Consider the following 18,595-nt stretch of genomic DNA (forward strand, 5'->3'; position numbering starts at 1 on the left):
GCATGGCGGCCCCGGCCACCACCGAGTTAACCCTGCGCCAACGCTTGGCACGCGTTGCACCCTACTTTGGCAATCAACGCCTGGCTTGGGGCCTGGCAATATTTGCCACCCTGATTGGAGCGATCACCGAGCCGCTGATCCCCGCCCTCTTGCAACCCTTGCTTGACAGTGGGTTTACCCAAGGAACGCTGAACCTGTGGATGGTGCCGCTGTTCATCATTGGCTTGTTCTTGATCCGCGGCGTTGCCCAATTCGCCGGCCAGTACGCACTGTCGCGCATTGCCAATGAGGGCATGCTGCGCCTGCGCAAGGATTTGTTCGAGCGCGTGCAGGTCGCGCAGATGGATCTGTTTTCCAAGCAATCGGCCAGTGCCTTGTCCAACACCGTGGTGTACGAGGTGCAAACCGGCGCCACGCAACTGGTGCAAGCGTTCTTGGCCATTTCGCGCGATGGTTTTACCTTGGTGGCCCTGCTGGGTTACCTGCTGTATTTGAACTGGCAGCTGACCTTGGCGGTGGCCTTCATCGTGCCAGCGGTGGGCTGGATCATGAAAACGCTGTCCAAGCGCCTGTACCGCATCACCAAAAGCAGCCAGCAGTCCACCGATGCCCTGGCCTATGTGGTGGAAGAGAACGTGCTGGCCCACCGCATGGTGCGACTGCACGGCGCGCAACAGGCACAGGCCACGCGCTTTGTGGAACTGAGTCGCCAACTGCGCAAACTCAACATCAAGTCCACCATCGCCTCTGCGGCCATGACACCCACCACCCAGCTGATGGCCGCCGTGGCTCTGTCGGCCGTGATTTGCATTGCGCTGTGGCAAGGCCGCAGTGAGAACGTCTCCGTTGGCAGCTTTGTGGCCTTCATCAGTGCCATGCTGATGCTGATTGCCCCCCTGCGCCGCATGGCCGATGTGGCCAACCCGATCACCCGTGGTGTGGCTGCACTGGAGCGTGGCCTGGCCCTGATGGAAGACAGCAGTGCCGAACAAAGCGGCACGCAGCAACCCCATCCTGTGCAAGGTGCCATTGAGTTGCGCGATGTGGGCGTGTCCTTTGGCGACGACAAAGCGGCCGCACTGGCGGGCGTGAATTTACAAGTGCGCCCTGGCGATGTGGTCGCCCTGGTGGGACCTTCCGGTGCGGGCAAGACCACCCTGGTCAACCTGCTGCCCCGCTTCCTCAACCCCACCACGGGTGAGGTGCGCATGGATGGCGTCGCCCTGCCGGACTGGGATCTGCAGTATCTGCGCCAGCAATTTGCCATGGTCAGCCAGGACGTGGTGATGTTCAACGACACCGTCGCCGCCAATGTGGCACTAGGCGCTGAAGTAGATGAAGCACGCGTGTGGTCCTGCCTAGAGGCGGCCAACCTGGCCAGCCATGTGCGCCAGATGCCCGAGGAGATTCACACCGAGGTGGGCCACAACGCCGCCCAGCTGTCTGGCGGCCAGCGCCAGCGCCTGGCGATTGCGCGCGCCTTGTACAAAAACGCGCCCGTGCTGATTCTGGATGAGGCCACATCGGCCCTGGACACCGAATCCGAGCGCCTGGTGCAGCAAGCGCTGCAGACCCTGATGCAGGGGCGCACCACCTTGGTGATTGCCCACCGCCTGTCCACCATTGAGCACGCGGACCGCGTGGTGGTGATGGAGCGCGGGCGCATTGCCGAGCAAGGTACACACGCCGAATTGCTGGCGTTGAATGGTTTGTACGCACGCCTGCAGGCGCACACCAGCCACTAAAGCTCAAAAAAACATAGCGCCTTGCGCTGGTCAATCTTCACTTTCAGCATCCAATGCTTTGCAAGTGCAAGAAATACCAGCGCAAGGCGCTATTTTTTTGAATGCAGCGGGTTACCAGCTGCCTTTGGAGCGGCGCGTGGCCTGTTGCGCCGTCTGCAGCAGGCGCACCATGTACTCACGCTCGGAACGCTGGGCAAAATCTACCGCGCTGAGCCCCAGCTGGTTGCGCAACTGCACATCGGCGCCCGCATCCAGCAGCAGTTGCACCATGGCCTGCGAGCCGTATTGCGCGGCCAGCATCAAGGGCGTGCTTTTGTTGGCCGACTCTGCATCAATGTACGCATGGCGATCCAACAGCAGTGTGGCAATGGCCAGGCTGTGTTCATGATCGGCGCTGGCCGCGTAATGCAGCGGCGTCCAGCCGGGCTGATTCACCCGCGCATCCATGGCCAGCAACTGCTGCACCACATCCAGATGGCCTTTGATGCAGGCGTGCATCAGCGCGGTTTCGCCGGAAGGGCTGGCCGCATCAATGCGCACGCCCGGGGCCTTGATCAGCTCTTGCGCCACCCGCAGCGAATCCAGCTGCATGGCCTTGGCCAATGCAGGCCGGCCGTGCTCGTCTGGCGTATTGGGGTCCATCCCCTGCTGCAACAGCTTGCGCACCGTGACGTAGTTATCGCGAATGATGGCGGTTTGCCAGTTCGCTGCCGCATCGGCATGCACCAGCGGCAGCGCGCCGCTCAGCCCTGCGGCCAGCAGTGATTGCAGCAGCGTACGTCGTTTCATCCGGTCACTACCCCTGTAAACAAACGGTCAAAGTTAGTGCTGGTCAAGTGCGCCACATCTTCCACGGTCAGGCCGCGCACCTGCGCCACTTGTTGGGCCACAAAAGGCACATAAGCAGGCGTATTTGTCTTGCCACGATAAGGCACGGGCGCCAGATAGGGACTGTCCGTCTCAATCAAGATGCGGTCGGCTGGCACAAAGGCCGCCACATCGCGCAGGTACTGCGCGCTTTTGAAGGTCACGATGCCGGAAAACGAGATGTAAAAGCCCAGGTCCAGCGCTTGCTTGGCCACTTCCAGGCTCTCGGTAAAGCAGTGGAACACGCCGCCCGCACTGCCCGTGCTGCCGTCTTCACCCTCTTCCTGGAGGATACGAATCGTGTCTTCCTGCGCCGCACGGGTGTGAATCACCAGCGGCTTGCCACACTGCTGGGCTGCACGAATGTGGGTGCGAAAACGCTCACGCTGCCATTCCATATCGGCAATGGTGCGACCGCCCTTGCGGTCTTCCATACCGTAGTAATCCAGCCCCGTCTCGCCAATGCCCACCACGCGCGGCAGCGCCGCACGCTCCACCAGATCTTGCACGCTGGGCTCGGTCATATGCTCGGTATCAGGATGCACGCCGACGGTGCACCACAGGTTCTCGTGCTGGGTGGCCAGGGCGTGCACATCGGGGAACTCTTCCATCGTGCAAGAGATCACCATGGCGCGCGTGACCTGCGCCTGCGCCATGGCCTCCTGAATGGCAGGCAGATTGGCGGACAGCTCCGGAAAATTCAGATGGCAGTGGGAATCGGTAAACATCAGAAATCGATCGTACAAAAAACAATGCCGGCCTGGGTGTGCCCCCAGCCGGCATGGCAAGAAAAACCGTGGTTGGCCTACAGCGTCTGCGTGGGCCGCTCCGAAGCGATTGCTGCGCCCAGCAGTTGCTCAATCTTGGCCTTGAGCTGCGTAGATTTTTCGTCTTTCGGAAAACGCACACCAATGCCCTGGGTGCGATGACCGCCTGCGCCCGCCGGTGTGACCCAGCCGACTTTGCCAGCAATGGGGTAGCGCTGCGTGTCGTCCGGCAAGGTCAACAACACATACACATCATCGCCCAGGCGGAACTCTCTGGGTGTCGCTACAAAGATACCGCCTTCGGCAAACAACGGAATGTAGGCAGCATACAAAGCCCCTTTTTCTTTGAGGGCCAGCTGCAAAACACTGGGACGGGGTGGCGGCGTCTGCATATCCATCACACGAATACCTTGGTCGAGTCGCTTAATGCTTGGAGTGTAGAACCGTGCGTGCCTGTGCCGCAAGGGCCTCTGTCATCAAACCCGCATTAAAAGGATGTTCTGCCGTGCGTGCTTCTTGCGCCAGCGACCTGGCCCAGCGTGCCAGCACCATGGCTGACGGTGCTTTGGGCAAATCAGGCACCGCAAAATAACGCGGTGCAGCGCCCTGCGCCGCACACATCAGGTCATGGCAGAGCTTTTGCAACCATTGCACCACTTCAGGCGGTGCCATGTCGGCAAAAATGGCCACATCACCCGCCGCCACCGCTTTGGGCAAGCGCTGAAACACATCCAGCCCCTTGCCCGCCTGCGCCATGGCCAGGGCATCGAGCGGCCGCCCGCCTGCTGCACGCAACCAAGCGTCAGCCTCCTCGGCAGCCAGGCCCTGCTGCTGCAGCCATTGCTGCATATCTGCCGCCTGCGGCCACTGCATGGTGTGCGCCAAGCAGCGGCTGCGAATGGTGGGCAGCAACTGGTGAGCCGCTTCCGTGGCCAGGATGAAGCGCACATCACCCGGCGGCTCTTCCAGCGTTTTGAGCAGCGCATTGGCCGTGATCGCGTTCATTTGCTCTGCCGGATACACCAGCACCGCCTTACCCCTGCCGCGCGCACTGGTGCGCTGGGTGAATTCCACGGCATCACGCATGGCGTCCACCCGGATTTCCTTGCTCGCCTTGCGCTTTTTGTCGTCGATGTCGCTCTGGGCTTTTTCGCTCAGTGGCCAGCCGCGCTCCAGCATGTCGACTTCCGGCATCAGCACACACAAGTCGGCATGGGCATGCACATCGATGCTGTGGCAGCTTGCGCACTGGCCGCAGGCGCCGTGCTCCGTGGGCTGTTCGCACAGCCAGGCACGCACCATGGCCATTCCCAGCTCAAACTGCCCCATGCCTGACGGCCCCTGCAGCAGCCAGGCATGGCCACGCTGGGCCAGCAAGGCCTGGCGCTGCTGCACCAGCCAAGGGGCCAATTGTCCTGCGCCGCTCACGCCTGCGCTCCTGGCTCGGGCGGCAGGTAGCCGCGCTGCTGTAGCACATTGGCCACCTGCTGCCACACGGCTTCCCGGGTCTGGCGGGCATCAATGCGGGCAAAGCGCTGCGGCGCCTGCGCGCAGCGGCGTGCATAGCCACCCGCCACTGCGGCAAAAAAATCCTGCGGCTGGGCTTCAAAGCGATCCGGCACACGGGCGGCCGCCAAGCGCTGCGCCGCAACTTCGGCGGGCAAATCAAACCAGAGGGTCAAATCAGGTTCACGCATCAAATGGGCATCAAGCCCGCTTCCAGTCTGCGCCATGCGCTCCAAAACTTGAAGCTGCTCCCAATCAAAGCCACGGCCTGCGCCTTGGTAGGCAAACGTCGCATCGGTGAAGCGGTCGCTCACCACCACGTTACCACGTGCCAGTGCAGGCTCAATCACGTTCACCAGGTGGTCACGGCGCGCCGCAAAAGCGACCAGAGCCTCCGTCAATGGGTCCATGGCATCGTGCAGCAGCAGGTTGCGCAGCTTTTCAGCCAAGGGCGTGCCACCGGGCTCACGCGTCAAAGTCACGGTACGGCCTGCGTCCTGAAAGGCTTGCGCCATCGCGGCAATGTGCGAGGACTTGCCGGCGCCATCAATGCCTTCAATGCTGATAAACAGGCCAGTCACGGGTGTGTGGTTCAAAACAGAATCTCTATGTACAGGTTCAGCGGCACGCACGGTCAATCCGCTGCGCACCACTGTCAATGAAGTCTCAGTTGCCACCACGAATGTAGCGGTTGACGGCACGGTTGTGCTCATCGAGGCTGGGGCTGAAGTGGCTGCTTCCATCGCCACGCGCCACGAAATAATAGGCCTTTGTCGGCTGCGGGCGCACGGCCGCCATCAAAGATGCCTTGCCAGGCAGCGCAATCGGTGTGGGTGGCAAGCCTGCGCGGGTATAAGTGTTCCAGGGGGTATCTGTTTGCAGATCCTTGCGGCGAATGTTGCCATCAAACGACTCACCCATGCCGTAGATCACCGAAGGGTCGGTTTGCAAGCGCATGCCCACGCGCAAACGATTGCTGAACACCCCAGCGATCTGACCGCGGTCGCTGGCGCTGCCAGTTTCTTTTTCCACGATGCTGGCCAGAATCAGCGCTTCGTAGGCATTTTTGAGCGGCGTATCAGCCACCCGCTGCGCCCACACCTCATCCAGACGCCGCTCCATGGCATGCAAGGCACGGCGCAGCACCGCCAGTTCGCTGCTGCCCTTGGCATAGGTATAGGTATCCGGGAAGAACATGCCTTCGGCAGCCACACCGGGCTTGCCCAGCGCCGTCATGATGTCGGCCTCGCTCATGGCAGCCGTGTCGTGCTTGAGGAATTCATCCCTGGCGATGAGCGCGCGCATCTGGCGGAAGGTCCAGCCCTCGACAAACGTGATGGCACGCAGGCTTTCTTCACCGCGCACCAGCTTTTGCAGCAGACTGCGCGGTGTAGTCCCCGCCGTTAGCTCATAGTTGCCTGCGCGGATTTGGCGATCCTGCTTGGACAGGCGAAACCAGTAGTAGAGCAAGCGTGCATCGGTGTGCACCCCGGCATTCACCACCGCCTGCGCCACACCACGCGGCGAGGTTCCGGGCTCAATCTCCAGCTCCAGGCTGGATGCAGACATCTGCAGTGGCTGACCCAGCCACCATGCGGCCGCACCACCGACCATGGCGGCCAATGCAGCCCCCAACAACAGCACCATCAAAAAACGTCGCACAACCTTTTGCATCCTATGAAAAAGATCGGGGATCATAATTCACCCATGACCCAGACACTCCAAGGCATTGCCCCCATTTCTCATCTGGGCGTCATTCGCGTACAGGGCGATGACGCTGCCAGCTTTTTGCACGGTCAGATGACCAACGACTTTGCGCTGCTGGATCTGCAGCACGCCCGCTTGGCGGCGTTTTGCTCGGCCAAGGGCCGCATGCAAGCCAGCTTCATCGGCTTCAAGCGCGCGCCCAACGACATTTTGCTGATCTGCAGCCGCGATCTGCTGGCGCAGACGCTCAAGCTGCTGTCCATGTTTGTGCTGCGCGCCAAAGCCAAGCTGGCCGATGCCAGCCAGGAATTTCAATTGCTGGGCCTGCTAGGCAGCGCCGTGCCGCACCCCGAACTAGCCCCCTGGAGTCTGCAAACCGAAGGCGATGCCCACCTGGTGCAGCTGTACCCTGCCGCCGACCAGCCCCGCGCACTGTGGGTGGCCCCCGTGGGCACTCCAGCGCCGCAAGCCGCAGCGCTAACGGCCGAGCAATGGCTGTGGAGTGAGGTTGCCAGCGGTGTTGCCACTGTCTCGCAGCCCGTGTTTGAGCAATTTGTGCCCCAGATGCTCAATTACGAATCGGTCGGTGGTGTGAATTTCAAAAAAGGCTGCTACCCCGGTCAGGAAGTAGTGGCACGCAGCCAGTTCCGCGGCACGCTCAAGCGCCGCGCCTTCATCATGCACGCAGACCAGGCCCTGCAAGCGGGCACCGAAGTGTTTGCCGCCAGCGACAGCGAGCAAGCCACAGGCACGGTGGTGCAAGCGGCGCCAGCGCCCCAAGGGGGCTGGGATGCCATTGTGAGCATGCAGATCAGCTCAACCGATGAGGCGCTGACGGCAGGCAGCGCCAGCGGCACCCCGCTCTCGCTGCTGCCCCTGCCTTATGCGCTGCTGGAAGACATCTGAGCGACCCGGACCGATAAAAAAAGCCACCTTGCGGTGGCTTTTTTGTGGGCGCAGCCCCTGGCTTTACGGCTTGATCGCAATCTTCAGCACCCCGTCGCGCTGATTGGCGAACAGGTCGTAGGCCTCAACGATATCGTCGAGCTTGCGTTCATGGGTCACCAACGCACCCAAATCCAAGCGGCTCGACCCGATGACGTTCATCAGGCGGCGCATCCGTTCCTTGCCGCCGGGGCACAGTGCAGTGCGAATGGTGTGGTCCCCCAACCCAGCCGCAAACGCAGACAGCGGGATCTTCAGATCTTCGGAGTACACCCCCAAACTGGAGAGCGTGCCCCCCGGCTTGATCACTTTCATGGCTTGCTCAAACGTTGCCTGCGTGCCCAGCGCTTCAATGGAGCTGTCGGCACCTTTGCCCCCCGTGAGCTTGAGCACTTCGCTGACCACATCCACATCGCGGAAGTTCAGCGTCACATCGGCCCCCAAACGCTTGGCGATCCCCAGACGGTGGTCATTGCCATCCACCGCAATGATGGTGGTGGCGCCCAGCAAGCGCGCGCCCGCCGTGGCGCACAGGCCAATTGGGCCCTGTGCAAACACCACCACCGTATCGCCAATCTTGATGTGGGCGTTTTCCGCGCCGGCAAAGCCCGTGGACATGATGTCCGGGCACATCAGCACCTGTTCGTCGGTCAACCCACCAGGGATGGGTGCCAGATTGGCTTGCGCATCCGGCACCAGCACGTACTCGGCTTGCGTGCCATCAATCAGATTGCCAAAGCGCCAGCCTGCGGTCGCCTTGTAGCCATGACACCCACACAGGCCGCGCGCAGCCAGGTAGCTCCCGTCCTGACTGGGGTAGCCGTCTTGCGCCGCATAGCTGTTGAAGTTGGGGCAAATGGCACCGGCAATCACACGCTGCCCCTCGGTGTAGCCTTGCACGGCACTGCCCAGTTTTTCAATCACGCCTACGGGCTCGTGGCCCACGGTCAAACCCTGCTCAACGGGGTATTCGCCTTTGAGAATGTGCACATCGGTGCCGCAAATGGTGGTGGTCGTGATGCGAATGAGTGCATCGTTGGGGCCCACATTGGGAATTGGCTTCTCAACGATCTCAATGCGCCCTTTGCCCAAGAATGCAGCGGCTTTCATCATGCCCATACGTGTTCTCCTTGCGGTGTTGTCTGTTTCAACGCAGCGCCACATCCTTGCAACGCAGTCCACACCATCCTAGAACATGCACCTGGAAAACCAAGCCCCGCGCCTGCACCACTTGATGCCCATCAAGATCCCTTCAACAGGCTGACAGCAGCTTCCCCCCACTCACCCACTGACATGCAGAAGTTCGTTAGAATGGTAGGCTTGTCTGGCTCATTGAACTGCTGCATGCAGCACAGGGGCCGGCATGTTGGCCGAAATCCGAAAAGATCGCCGCGACTTCTGATGCAGCATTTTTTCGGCATATAATCTAGGTCTTGTCGGCGTGTAGCGCAGCCTGGTAGCGCACTTGCATGGGGTGCAAGGGGTCGCGAGTTCGAATCCCGCCACGCCGACCATTGATATAGAAAAGGGCTAACAGTTCGCTGTTAGCCCTTTTTGTTTTTCATTTTTATTTTTAGCCTGATCGCACAGGCAGCAAAGAGCAATAGAAAAATGATCGAAGGTTTGATTACCGGACGTTTGACCACCGACCCCAGCGAGCGCACCGACCGTTTTGGCAAGACTTTCATGGTAGCCCGCATGCGCGCTACGGTAGGTGACGGCGGCCTGCGCGCCAATACGGGCGACGGCCCCAGCAGCCTGTTTGTGAACGTGGTGGCGTTTGACCCCGTACCCTGCAGCCAGTTGCGCGACCTGCTGGAAGGCGATGTGGTGTCTTTGGTTGGCCCCATCACCCCCAAGGTCTGGACCGATCGCCAAGACATCAGCTACCCCGCCTTGGACGTGGTGGCCTACCGGGTGATGGCGCTGCCCAAGCCCACCGTCCCCGAGTACAACGTTTAATTGACGACTCTCACAGGGTTGCAGCGCATAGGGCGCCCCGCACTCTTATTATGAATAAATATATAAAAATAAAAATATATTCTCAAAAAACATATGAAAGCCGCATTACAGTGCGGTATCCATTCTTTTGAGAGTTCGAGATGCTCCACAAACGTCTATTCATTCAAGCGACATTGGCTGTTGCAGCTGCTGGCGCATTCCACGTGCAGGCCCAAGATGCCATCAAGGTAGGCGTCACGGCAGGCCCTCACGCCCAGATCATGGAGCACGTCAAGCAAGTGGCCGAAAAAGATGGTTTGAAAATTCAAATCATTGAGTTCAGCGACTACGTGCAGCCCAACGCGGCTTTGGTGGCAGGCGATTTGCACGCCAACAGCTACCAGCACGGCCCCTACCTGGATGCCCAGATCAAGGACCGCGGCTACAAGATCGTGAAGCTGGCCAACACCGTCAACTTCCCCATCGGCCTGTATTCCAAGAAGGTCAAAAAGCTCAGCGACCTGCAGCAAGGCGCCAAGTTCGGCATCCCTAACGACCCCACCAACGGTGGTCGCGTGCTACTGCTGCTGCAAGAGCAAGGCCTGATCAAGCTCAAGCCCAGCGCAGGCCTGAAGGCCACACCGCTGGACGTGGTGGAGAACCCCAAGAAGCTGAAGTTTGTGGAGTTGGATGCCGCGCAGCTGCCCCGTTCGCTGGATGACCTGGATGCCTCGGCCATCAACACCAACTTCGCCATGTCCGCCGGCATGAACCCCAAGAAGGACGCCATTGTGCTGGAGCGCGCAGATGGCCCCTACGTCAACCTCTTGGTCGTGCGTGAAGCCGATGTGAAGCAGCCTTGGGCCTCCAAGCTGGTCAAGGCCTACCAGTCGGAATCGACCCGCGCCTTCGTAGACAAGCAATTCCAAGGCTCGGTGCTGCTGGGCTTCTAGTCCTGCGCATCCGCCAGCCCTGGCATATATGTTGCAAGCCCTTGGCAGCCGCCAAGGGCTTTTTCTTTACAGAAAAAGAGAGCTGCTTGCGCTTGCCCTTGCTTTCATTCAGCAAGAAATTGACCTGGAACCCAGGTTATGCGAGCGCTTGCAGCTATGAAAACAAAGAATCCTTGTGGCCAAACCGTGGACTTTTTGAGACTGTTACATGGCAACACGAGGTGCTAAAATCCGCCCCGAATCGCGCACGCCAGCGCTCTGGCCTTCCGGCCACCGCAGCGGCATGCGCGTGAGCGATTTCAAAAGCCCCGCTATGCGTCACTTCATAGCGGGGCTTTTACATCGCAGCTGCCCAGCTCCATGCCCGCATGAAGCCGACGCCGCTTGCGGTATTTCACGAAGAAAACAGGCCCACAGAGGCCGATTTTTATGCCTGACAGAAGCACACACCGTTTTTCCAACCACGCGCTGCATATGACACAGCTGCCCGATCGCCCCAAGGCGAAGCCACCCGAGTTCACCGCTCCCTGATCTTTCAAGAGGTAGAAGTAAATTGACCACCCATCATGATTCCCATGGAGTCGCCAAACTCCAAAAGACACTTGTCCTGTGGCAAGTCATCATCATCGGCCTGGCGTACATCCAGCCCATGACGCTGCTGGATACGTTCGGCATGGTGTCGAGAGACAGCCTGCAGCACGTACCCACGTCTTACATGATTGCGTTGATCGCCGTGTTGCTGACATCGATCAGCTACGGCCACATGATCCGCAAACACCCTTCCTCGGGTTCTGCGTACACCTATGTGCAAAAGTCCATCCACCCCAATGCGGGTTTCATGGTGGGCTGGTCCTCGTTGCTGGATTACTTGTTGTCCCCCATGGTCAACATCTTGCTGGCCAACATCTACCTCACTGAACTCTTCCCCGATGTGAACCATTGGGTCTGGATCATTGGTCTGTCGCTACTGATGGTGGGCGTGAACCTGCGTGGTGCACGCTTTGTGGCCAACTTCAACAGCCTGATCGTGGTGGTCCAAATTCTGGTCATCGCTATCTTCACCTACCTCATCTACACCAAGCTGTACGCAGGCCAAAACGCCCTGGGCGATATTGCCGAGCAAGGTGCCGATGCGCTGTGGAGCTTCAACCCCTTCTGGAGCGCCAGCACTGAAATTGGTGCCCTGATCACCGGCGCCACCATCCTGTGCTTCTCGTTCACCGGCTTTGACTCGCTGAGCTCGCTGGCCGAAGAAACCAAGGATGTGAAGAAGACCCTGCCCCGCGCCATCTTCCTGACCGCGCTGATCTCGGGCCTGATCTTCATCGCCTCCACCTACTTCATGCAGCTGTACTTCCCCGGCAACCCCGAGCAGTACTTCGAGCTGGTGGACGAAACCCAGCCTGAAATCCTGTTGCTGGTCGGCGGTGCGTTCTTTCAGTCTGTGGTGCTTGCGTTCGCGATCGTGACCGTGATGGCTTCGGGCATCTCGGCCCACGCCGGTGTCTCGCGCCTGATGTACGTGATGGGCCGCGACGGCGTGCTGCCCAAGAAGTTCTTCGGCTACATCAGCCCCAAGAACTTCACCCCTTCGCTGAACATCTGGCTGGCGGGCGTGATCTGCCTGACTGCAGGCTTTATGAGCCTGGAATTCGTGGTTGCTCTGATCTCGTTCGGCGCACTGACGGCTTTCAGCTTTGTGAACCTGTCGGTGATCTGCAGCTACGGCTTCCGTGATGGCCGCCTGAAGACCCCCAAGGACTTCCTGAACTTCTTCGTCGTGCCACTGCTGGGCTTTATCTCCATCGGTGCGCTGTGGCTGGAAGTGGAAGACACCTCGCTCAAGGCCGGTATCGCCTGGGCAGCCATCGGCATCATTTACCTGGCCTGGCTGACCAAGGGCTTCCGCAAGCCCACACCACAGCACCATTTCTCTGACGATCAGGAGTAAATCCGACGTCTTGCCCACGCCGCATCTGCGGCGTGGGCCGTGCACACTGTCATTCTTGACCCGGGCTTTGACCCGGGTCTTTTTTTGCCTGTGCAGTGCCCCCTCTTAAGCCTGCAGACAACACCGCAGTGGATGCTCATCGGGATGTACTCATCCGTGCGAAGCGCACCTGCAGCGCATGCATGCACCAGCCTGAACCCTCACCTCGCCCACTTGAACGCTGTCTGCACCTCTGCCCATGCAAGCTCGTACGTGTGAGTCGCCTCACCACTCACCGTGCCCGCACGCAACACATTGCAGACAACAGCCCTAGCCCGCGCCCAGCGTACAGGCACAAAAAAGCCCGCCAGAAACCTGGCGGGCTGCTTCATCTGCGCGGTGCAGGATTACTTGTGGCTGATGCGGCGCACCACCCAGTCACCCAGGCTTTGAATCGCTTGCACAAAGAAGATCAGAATGATCACCACCGCCAGCATGATGTCGGGCAGGAAACGCTGGTAGCCATAGCGGATACCCAAGTCACCCAGACCGCCACCACCGATGGCACCGGCCATGGCCGAGTAACCCGTCAAGCTCACAAAGCTGATCGTCAGGCCCGCCACGATGCCGGGCATCGCTTCAGGCAGCAACACCTTCCAGACGATCTGGCTGGTGGTCGCACCCATGGATTGCGCAGCTTCAACCAGGCCGTTGTCCACCTCGCGCAGCGAAGTCTCCACCAGGCGCGCAATGAACGGTGCAGCCGCAATGGTCAACGGCACCACAGCCGCCCATGTGCCGATGGACGAGCCCGTGATCAGGCGCGTGAACGGAATGATGGCCACCAGCAAGATGATGAAGGGGGTGGAGCGCACCGCATTCACCACCCAGCCCACCGAATTGTTCAGCGGTGCGTTTTGCAGCACGCCTCCCTTGTCGGTCAGGCGCAGGAACACGCCCAGCGGAATACCAATCACACCGCCCAGCAGGCCGGAGATGCCGACCATGATCAGCGTCTCCCAGAACGAGTCGATGAACAACTCGATCATCATTTCAGAAAAATTCTCGAACATCGCTTAGCCCTTCACTTCCACCACTTGCACCACCACGCCGCTGTTCTTCAAGTGGCTGATGGCTGCGTCAATCTTGGCTGCATCACCGCTGGCATACACCGCCAGCGAGCCAAAGGTTTGCTCCTGAATTTCATCGATCTGCCCGTGCAGGATGGACAGGTCCAGACCCAGGGTGCGAATCAGGTGCGACAAGATGGGCTCATACGCGCTCTCGCCCGCATACGACAGGCGCAGCAGCTGGCCGCTTTGCCCTTCAGGCAAACGCTGGGCCAGGGCACGCACGCGGTCCAGCACGCTGGAAGGCAGCTCCTGGGGCACGATCTCGTCGATCAGGCTCTTGGTGATGCTTTGCTGGGGCTGCGTAAACACGTCAATGACCGAGCCCATTTCGGCAATTTCACCGGCATCGATCACGGCCACGCGGTCTGCAATCTGCTTGATGACCTGCATCTGGTGGGTAATCAGCACCACCGTCACCTTCAGCTCGCGGTTCACCTTGCGCAGCAAGTCCAGAATGGAACGGGTGGTCTCGGGGTCCAGCGCCGAAGTGGCTTCATCGCTCAGCAGCACCTTGGGGTTGGATGCCAACGCACGCGCAATGCCCACGCGCTGCTTTTGACCGCCAGAGATTTGCGAGGGGTAGCGGTCCGCCAGGTGCGACAGGCCCACCAGCTCCAGCAGCGGGTCAATGCGCTGCTGAATTTCGGCCTTGGACATGCCAGCCAGCTCCAGCGGCAGTGCGGCGTTGTCATACACGGTGCGCGAAGACAGCAGGTTGAAATGCTGGAACACCATGCCAATTTCATGGCGCGCGGCGCGCAGCTGCGCGTCACTGAGGGTCATCAGGTCACGGCCGTCCACCACCATCTGGCCCGATGTGGGGCGGTTGAGCAAGTTGATGCAGCGCACCAAAGAGCTTTTGCCCGCGCCAGAGCGGCCGATGATGCCGAAAATCTCCCCCTGCTCAATATGCAGGTTGATGTGCTTGAGCGCTTCGACCGGCCCCTTGGAGCCTTGATAAGTCAGGGACAAATCCCGAATGTCGATCATGTAATTCGCTGCAGCACGCGCCGGGCCAAGGCTGGCCACGTGCTCTTTAAAAAATAAGATGTTGAAATGTAACGCGCAGATATAAATAAACCAAAGAAGCAATACTTAAGTAATAAGAGGCTTTGGTTATATCGACGAGCCTGGGGCTAACCCACAATGATGCCCGAAATAGCGGCACAGCCACGCCTGCGCTGGCGATAACCATGCCAAAAACACATGACTGCCAGTGCAGCAGCTATGTATTCATGAGCAGCAAGCGCCTGCTTTTCAAGCACTTCCTTACCATACCAGCACGAAAAGCTTGAAGTACAGGCGCTAGCTGCTCTTATTTTCCGTAGTTGAGCTCGTAGGGCTTGTCACCAAACAGGCCACTCAGGCCCATGGAAACTTCCTTGTCCGTGCCTTTGTACGCCTCAAACACCAAGCGTTTGAAAGCGTCGGCAGCAGGGCTGCTGCGCTCGCCGGTGTACATCGACTCTTCAATCACGCCGCCGTCCGTGCTCACGCGCACCCAGGCGCTTTTGCCAAAAGCCACGCGCTCCATCGTCTCCATGGGCACCACAAAGGCTGTGACGCCAGGCATATCCGCACCGTCCTTGGCGAGCGAGCGCACACGCAGAGGCGCATACGGGCGGGCATTGAACTCAATCGACTCCACCTTGGCCTGGCCACCCCAGGTGCCCACCAGCAAGGTGGCACGGTTAGGGGTCGCACTGCTCCAGCGCGCCCCCAAAGTGGGGCAACGTGCCGTGCGGCCACAGTCAATCAGCTGCGGCGGGAAGTCAATTGTGGTCACGCGCTGTACGTTGTCGACATGCACCTGCACCACGCCTTGCGTGCCCTCTTTCTTGCCCGAACTGGCACAACCTGCCAGCGCGACCGCTCCGACCACGGCCCACAGCCACTGCTTCATGCGCATTGCCTCACCCCTGTTTTCCAAAACCTTGGATCTTGCCACGAATGGCCCTTCACCCCGTACACCCCATGTGCCTGGTGCCAAGCCCGTTTACACGCCAGCACGCGGGTAATCCGTCAGCCCCCGTGCGCCACCCCCAAAGAAGGTGTCGCCATCCGCAGCGTTCAATGGCAGGCCACGCTGCAGGCGCTGTGGCAAGTCGGGGTTGGCAATATAGGGGCGGCCAAAGCCAATCAAATCCGCCCAGCCCGCCTGCAATGCGGCCTCGGCCTTTTCCTGGGTGTACTTGCCCGCGTAAATCAGCGTGCCGCCGTAGACCATGCGCAGCGCTTCTTTGAACGCCAGCGGCATCTCCGGTGCATCTTCCCAGTCGACCTCGGCAATGTGGATGTAGGCCACACCCAGCCCGTCGAGCAACTTGGCCGCAGCCAGGTAGGTGGCCTGGGGCGTGTCGTCCACCGCGCCATTGAGCGTGGTCAACGGCGCCAGGCGCACGCCCACACGCTCCTTGCCCAGCACGGCAATCACGGCCTGCGTCACTTCCTGCAGCAAGCGCAGACGCTTTGGCAAAGTGCCTCCATAACCATCGCTGCGCTGGTTGGCCTGCGAGTCAATGAACTGGTTGATCAGGTAGCCATTCGCCGCATGCAGCTCAATCCCGTCAAAGCCCGCCTCCAGCGCATTGCGCGCGGCCTGGGCAAACTGCGCCACGATGGCAGGGATCTCGTCTTCACGCAGCGCACGCGGCATGCTGTGCTGCACCATGCCACCCACACCGCCAACGCCCACTTCGCAGCCACGGCGCTCGGGGTCGACAAATACCTTCACGCCTTCGGCCTGCAAGGCGGATGACGACACGGGCGCTGCGCCACCGGGCTGCAAGTCCACGTGCGAGACACGCCCCACATGCCACAGCTGCGCAAAAATGCGCCCACCTTCAGCGTGCACAGCCTCCGTCACGCGCTTCCAGCCTGCCACCTGCTGCGCACTGTAAATACCGGGCGTCCAGGCGTAGCCCTGGCCTTCAGGGCAAATTTGGGTGCCCTCACTGATGATCAGCGCCGCGCCAGCACGCTGCGCGTAGTACTCGGCCATCAATGGCGTGGCCACATCACCCGACGCGGCACGCGAGCGGGTCATCGGTGGCATCACGATGCGGTGGGGCAGCTGCAGCGCGCCCAATTGGTAAGGACTAAATAACATGGGTCTTCCCTGGAAAAACAATACGAAACGAGGAGCAATGCGGGGCCTGCCGCCCCACGGCGTTGCGCCGACACACCACCCTCGCTAGTGAAAGCGTGCAGATGCAAGCTAAGCCAGTCCACATCACACCAAAGCTGACTCCTGCTTTTATCCGTCCAATCACATGCCAGCGCTTATAGAGAAAGCGCTGACAGCTATTAAACTTTCTACGCCGTCTCTGTGCGGGCACCTTCCGCAGTGGAAGCTGCGGGCGCCGCATCGCTGGCCGCAGCGGGTTGCGGCGATCCTGCAGCTGCGGTGCCAACTGGGTTGGCTGGGGCCGAAGCGCGCGGCATGCTGCTTGCGGCCTCTAGCCGTGTGCCGCAGCGGCGGCAAAAACGGGCATCCTCTTCATGGCGCGCCAGGCCGCAGACCTCGCACTCCCCCCCCTTGCGTCGGGCCTTGGTGCCGACGCTGCGCGAGAGCTCGGCCCCCACAATCCCGGTGGGCACGGCCAGTACGCCCCAGCCCAGCAGCATCATGATGGAAGCAAAGATGCGCCCAATGGCCGTCGACGGGGTGACATCCCCGTAGCCCACCGTGGTGACGGTCGAGATGGCCCAGTAAATGCCGATGGGCACACTGGTAAAGCCGTTCTCGGCCCCCTCAATCACATACATCAGCGTGCCCATGACAAACACAATCAGGGCCACCACACTGAGGAACACAAAAATCTTGCGCGCACTGGCCTTGAGCGCCTGGCCCAGCATGAGGTACTCATCCAGAAACTGGCGCAGCACCGGGAAAATATGGAAGGTGCGCACCAGGCGCAGTGCGCGCACGGCAGCCAGGAAATGCGCCTCAGGGTAGAACATGCCCAGATAAGTGGGCACGATGGCCAGCAAATCGACCAACCCATAAAAACTCAGCGCATAGCGCAAGGGGTGGCGCACCGAAATCAGCCGCAGCACATATTCGACCGTAAAACCCAACGTAAACACCCACTCCAGTGCACGCAGCAGGTAGTACAGCTGCCAATGCCCTGCAATGGATGGAATGCTGTGCGCAATGACCACCACCAGACTCAAAATGATGGCCAGCGTCAGACGCCGTTCAAAGCGCTTGCCCATCTCCGAGTTGGACTCGAACACCGTGCGGTAAATACTCTGCCGCCAGCGCGCCACAGGCACGCCAAGTCGCTCAGAAGAAGGATAGTTGTCGCGAAAAAACTCAGGAATGGAAGCAAAAAAACGCATAGCAAAGATGGAGTGTCACAGCGCCATTGCGTTCCCTCAATAGCAACGCAAGCAGTAAAAAGCCTGCGCCACTATCGCGCAATGCCTGTCCATGGGCTCAGCACCGATTGTGGCAGACGGTGCCACCGTCCATGCCGTGCTGCAGCGCCCAGCTCGTTGTCATGGCCTTATGGCCTCTGTGCGCCACACAGCAAAAAGCCTCGCGGGCGGCACACCGGCGAGGCTGTCTTCAGGGTCCATCGTCCCCATTCCCATGGTGAACAGCCATGGCTCACCAGGGCTGGACATCTTGCAGGGTCACCAGCCTACTCACGCATCAGCGCAGCCCGCTGCCTGCATGTCCATCCAGAAAGTCTCCCAGCCGTGGCCGTCCAGATCATCGAATGCACCGCCATACATTCCCTCCTGTGCTTTCAGCGCCCGCGTCTCACGACCGCCTGCAGCCAAGGCCTGGCGATGGATAGCGTCTACAGCCTCCCCGCTGTCAAAGGACAGGCACAGCAAGGCACCGCTGACCTGGTGCGCGTCAATGATGGTTTTGTTGGTGAACGTCGCGTAAAAACGCTGATCCAGCAGCATCACATGGATGGCATCGGACCAGACCATTGCACTGGCCTGATCGTTAGAAAAATGTGCATTCTTCTCAAAACCGAGGGCTTGGTAAAAAACCGTGGCCTTGGCCAGATCTGCTACTGGCAGGTTCACAAAAATCTTCTTTGACATCCGATGGCTCCTTGCGTGTGTGCCCGGTGAGAAC

General features: G+C 60.2%; 18 protein-coding genes and 1 tRNA gene. 6 read left to right on the forward strand and 13 right to left on the reverse strand.

Features of this window, described 5'->3' with window-relative positions; translation table 11 throughout:
- Window positions 1–2 precede the first annotated feature (2 nt).
- A complete protein-coding gene (msbA, locus tag AC27VO_RS15630; protein WP_488667669.1) occupies window positions 3–1,745 on the forward strand; it encodes a lipid A export permease/ATP-binding protein MsbA in 1,743 nt (580 codons plus the stop codon).
- A 111-nt stretch (window positions 1,746–1,856) separates the two neighbouring features.
- Here the strand turns inward: msbA and AC27VO_RS15635 are convergent, their stop codons facing one another.
- The 6 genes from AC27VO_RS15635 to mltG all read right to left on the reverse strand — a co-directional run bounded on the left by AC27VO_RS15635 (window position 1,857) and on the right by mltG (window position 6,583).
- The gene (locus tag AC27VO_RS15635; protein ID WP_488667639.1) at window positions 1,857–2,534 is read right to left on the reverse strand and encodes an ankyrin repeat domain-containing protein; all 678 of its coding nucleotides are present in this window, start codon (window positions 2,532–2,534) and stop codon (window positions 1,857–1,859) included.
- Complete coding sequence (locus AC27VO_RS15640; RefSeq protein ID WP_488667640.1) at window positions 2,531–3,340, reverse strand: TatD family hydrolase; 810 nt, start codon at window positions 3,338–3,340, stop codon at window positions 2,531–2,533. The genes AC27VO_RS15635 and AC27VO_RS15640 overlap by 4 nt, the downstream gene beginning before the upstream one ends.
- A gap of 77 nt (window positions 3,341–3,417) precedes the next feature.
- Window positions 3,418–3,771 (reverse strand): PilZ domain-containing protein, encoded by a 354-nt coding sequence (locus tag AC27VO_RS15645; protein WP_488667670.1) that lies wholly within the window; start codon window positions 3,769–3,771, stop codon window positions 3,418–3,420.
- A gap of 31 nt (window positions 3,772–3,802) precedes the next feature.
- Window positions 3,803–4,807, reverse strand: a complete 1,005-nt coding sequence (gene holB, locus AC27VO_RS15650) for a DNA polymerase III subunit delta' (RefSeq protein WP_488667641.1) — start codon at window positions 4,805–4,807, stop codon at window positions 3,803–3,805.
- Window positions 4,804–5,481 (reverse strand): dTMP kinase, encoded by a 678-nt coding sequence (tmk, locus tag AC27VO_RS15655; protein WP_488667642.1) that lies wholly within the window; start codon window positions 5,479–5,481, stop codon window positions 4,804–4,806. The genes holB and tmk overlap by 4 nt, the downstream gene beginning before the upstream one ends.
- A 70-nt stretch (window positions 5,482–5,551) precedes the next feature.
- Entirely contained in the window at window positions 5,552–6,583 is a 1,032-nt protein-coding gene (gene mltG, locus AC27VO_RS15660) for an endolytic transglycosylase MltG (RefSeq protein ID WP_488667643.1), read from the reverse strand.
- Window positions 6,584–6,592: 9 nt separating this feature from the next.
- Here mltG and ygfZ point away from each other — a divergent pair, with 9 nt between their 5' ends.
- Window positions 6,593–7,498: a CAF17-like 4Fe-4S cluster assembly/insertion protein YgfZ gene (gene ygfZ, locus AC27VO_RS15665; protein ID WP_488667644.1), complete on the forward strand. Its 906-nt coding sequence runs from the start codon at window positions 6,593–6,595 to the stop codon at window positions 7,496–7,498.
- Window positions 7,499–7,561: 63 nt separating this feature from the next.
- Here ygfZ and AC27VO_RS15670 read toward each other — a convergent pair whose 3' ends face one another.
- Window positions 7,562–8,656, reverse strand: a complete 1,095-nt coding sequence (locus tag AC27VO_RS15670) for an NAD(P)-dependent alcohol dehydrogenase (protein ID WP_488667645.1) — start codon at window positions 8,654–8,656, stop codon at window positions 7,562–7,564.
- Between the two features lie 318 nt (window positions 8,657–8,974).
- On the opposite strand from AC27VO_RS15670, the gene AC27VO_RS15675 reads away from it, so the two are divergent.
- From AC27VO_RS15675 to AC27VO_RS15690, 4 genes are all read left to right on the forward strand, one after another.
- Window positions 8,975–9,051 (forward strand) — tRNA-Pro (locus tag AC27VO_RS15675).
- Between the two features lie 97 nt (window positions 9,052–9,148).
- Window positions 9,149–9,499 carry a single stranded DNA-binding domain-containing protein gene (locus tag AC27VO_RS15680; RefSeq protein WP_488667646.1) on the forward strand — a complete coding sequence of 117 codons (351 nt, stop codon included), beginning with the start codon at window positions 9,149–9,151 and terminating at the stop codon, window positions 9,497–9,499.
- 140 nt (window positions 9,500–9,639) lie between these two features.
- Window positions 9,640–10,431 (forward strand): MetQ/NlpA family ABC transporter substrate-binding protein, encoded by a 792-nt coding sequence (locus tag AC27VO_RS15685; RefSeq protein ID WP_488667647.1) that lies wholly within the window; start codon window positions 9,640–9,642, stop codon window positions 10,429–10,431.
- Window positions 10,432–10,984: 553 nt separating this feature from the next.
- Complete coding sequence (locus AC27VO_RS15690; protein WP_488667648.1) at window positions 10,985–12,382, forward strand: APC family permease; 1,398 nt, start codon at window positions 10,985–10,987, stop codon at window positions 12,380–12,382.
- Window positions 12,383–12,768: 386 nt separating this feature from the next.
- On the opposite strand, the gene AC27VO_RS15695 is transcribed toward AC27VO_RS15690, so the two are convergent.
- The 6 genes from AC27VO_RS15695 to AC27VO_RS15720 all read right to left on the reverse strand — a co-directional run bounded on the left by AC27VO_RS15695 (window position 12,769) and on the right by AC27VO_RS15720 (window position 18,561).
- Entirely contained in the window at window positions 12,769–13,434 is a 666-nt protein-coding gene (locus AC27VO_RS15695; RefSeq protein ID WP_488667649.1) for a methionine ABC transporter permease, read from the reverse strand.
- A 3-nt stretch (window positions 13,435–13,437) separates the two neighbouring features.
- Window positions 13,438–14,484 carry a methionine ABC transporter ATP-binding protein gene (locus tag AC27VO_RS15700; RefSeq protein ID WP_488667650.1) on the reverse strand — a complete coding sequence of 349 codons (1,047 nt, stop codon included), beginning with the start codon at window positions 14,482–14,484 and terminating at the stop codon, window positions 13,438–13,440.
- Between the two features lie 325 nt (window positions 14,485–14,809).
- Window positions 14,810–15,397: a hypothetical protein gene (locus AC27VO_RS15705; protein WP_488667651.1), complete on the reverse strand. Its 588-nt coding sequence runs from the start codon at window positions 15,395–15,397 to the stop codon at window positions 14,810–14,812.
- Between the two features lie 93 nt (window positions 15,398–15,490).
- On the reverse strand, window positions 15,491–16,603 hold the full coding sequence (locus AC27VO_RS15710) for an alkene reductase (RefSeq protein WP_488667652.1): 1,113 nt from the start codon (window positions 16,601–16,603) through the stop codon (window positions 15,491–15,493).
- Between the two features lie 206 nt (window positions 16,604–16,809).
- Window positions 16,810–17,838, reverse strand: coding sequence for an ion transporter (locus AC27VO_RS15715; RefSeq protein WP_488667653.1), 1,029 nt, complete (start codon window positions 17,836–17,838; stop codon window positions 16,810–16,812).
- 309 nt (window positions 17,839–18,147) lie between these two features.
- On the reverse strand, window positions 18,148–18,561 hold the full coding sequence (locus tag AC27VO_RS15720) for a VOC family protein (protein ID WP_488667654.1): 414 nt from the start codon (window positions 18,559–18,561) through the stop codon (window positions 18,148–18,150).
- Between the last annotated feature and the right edge of the window lie 34 nt (window positions 18,562–18,595).

The sequence above is a fragment of the Comamonas sp. 14P8.1.4 genome (genome assembly GCF_057799285.1).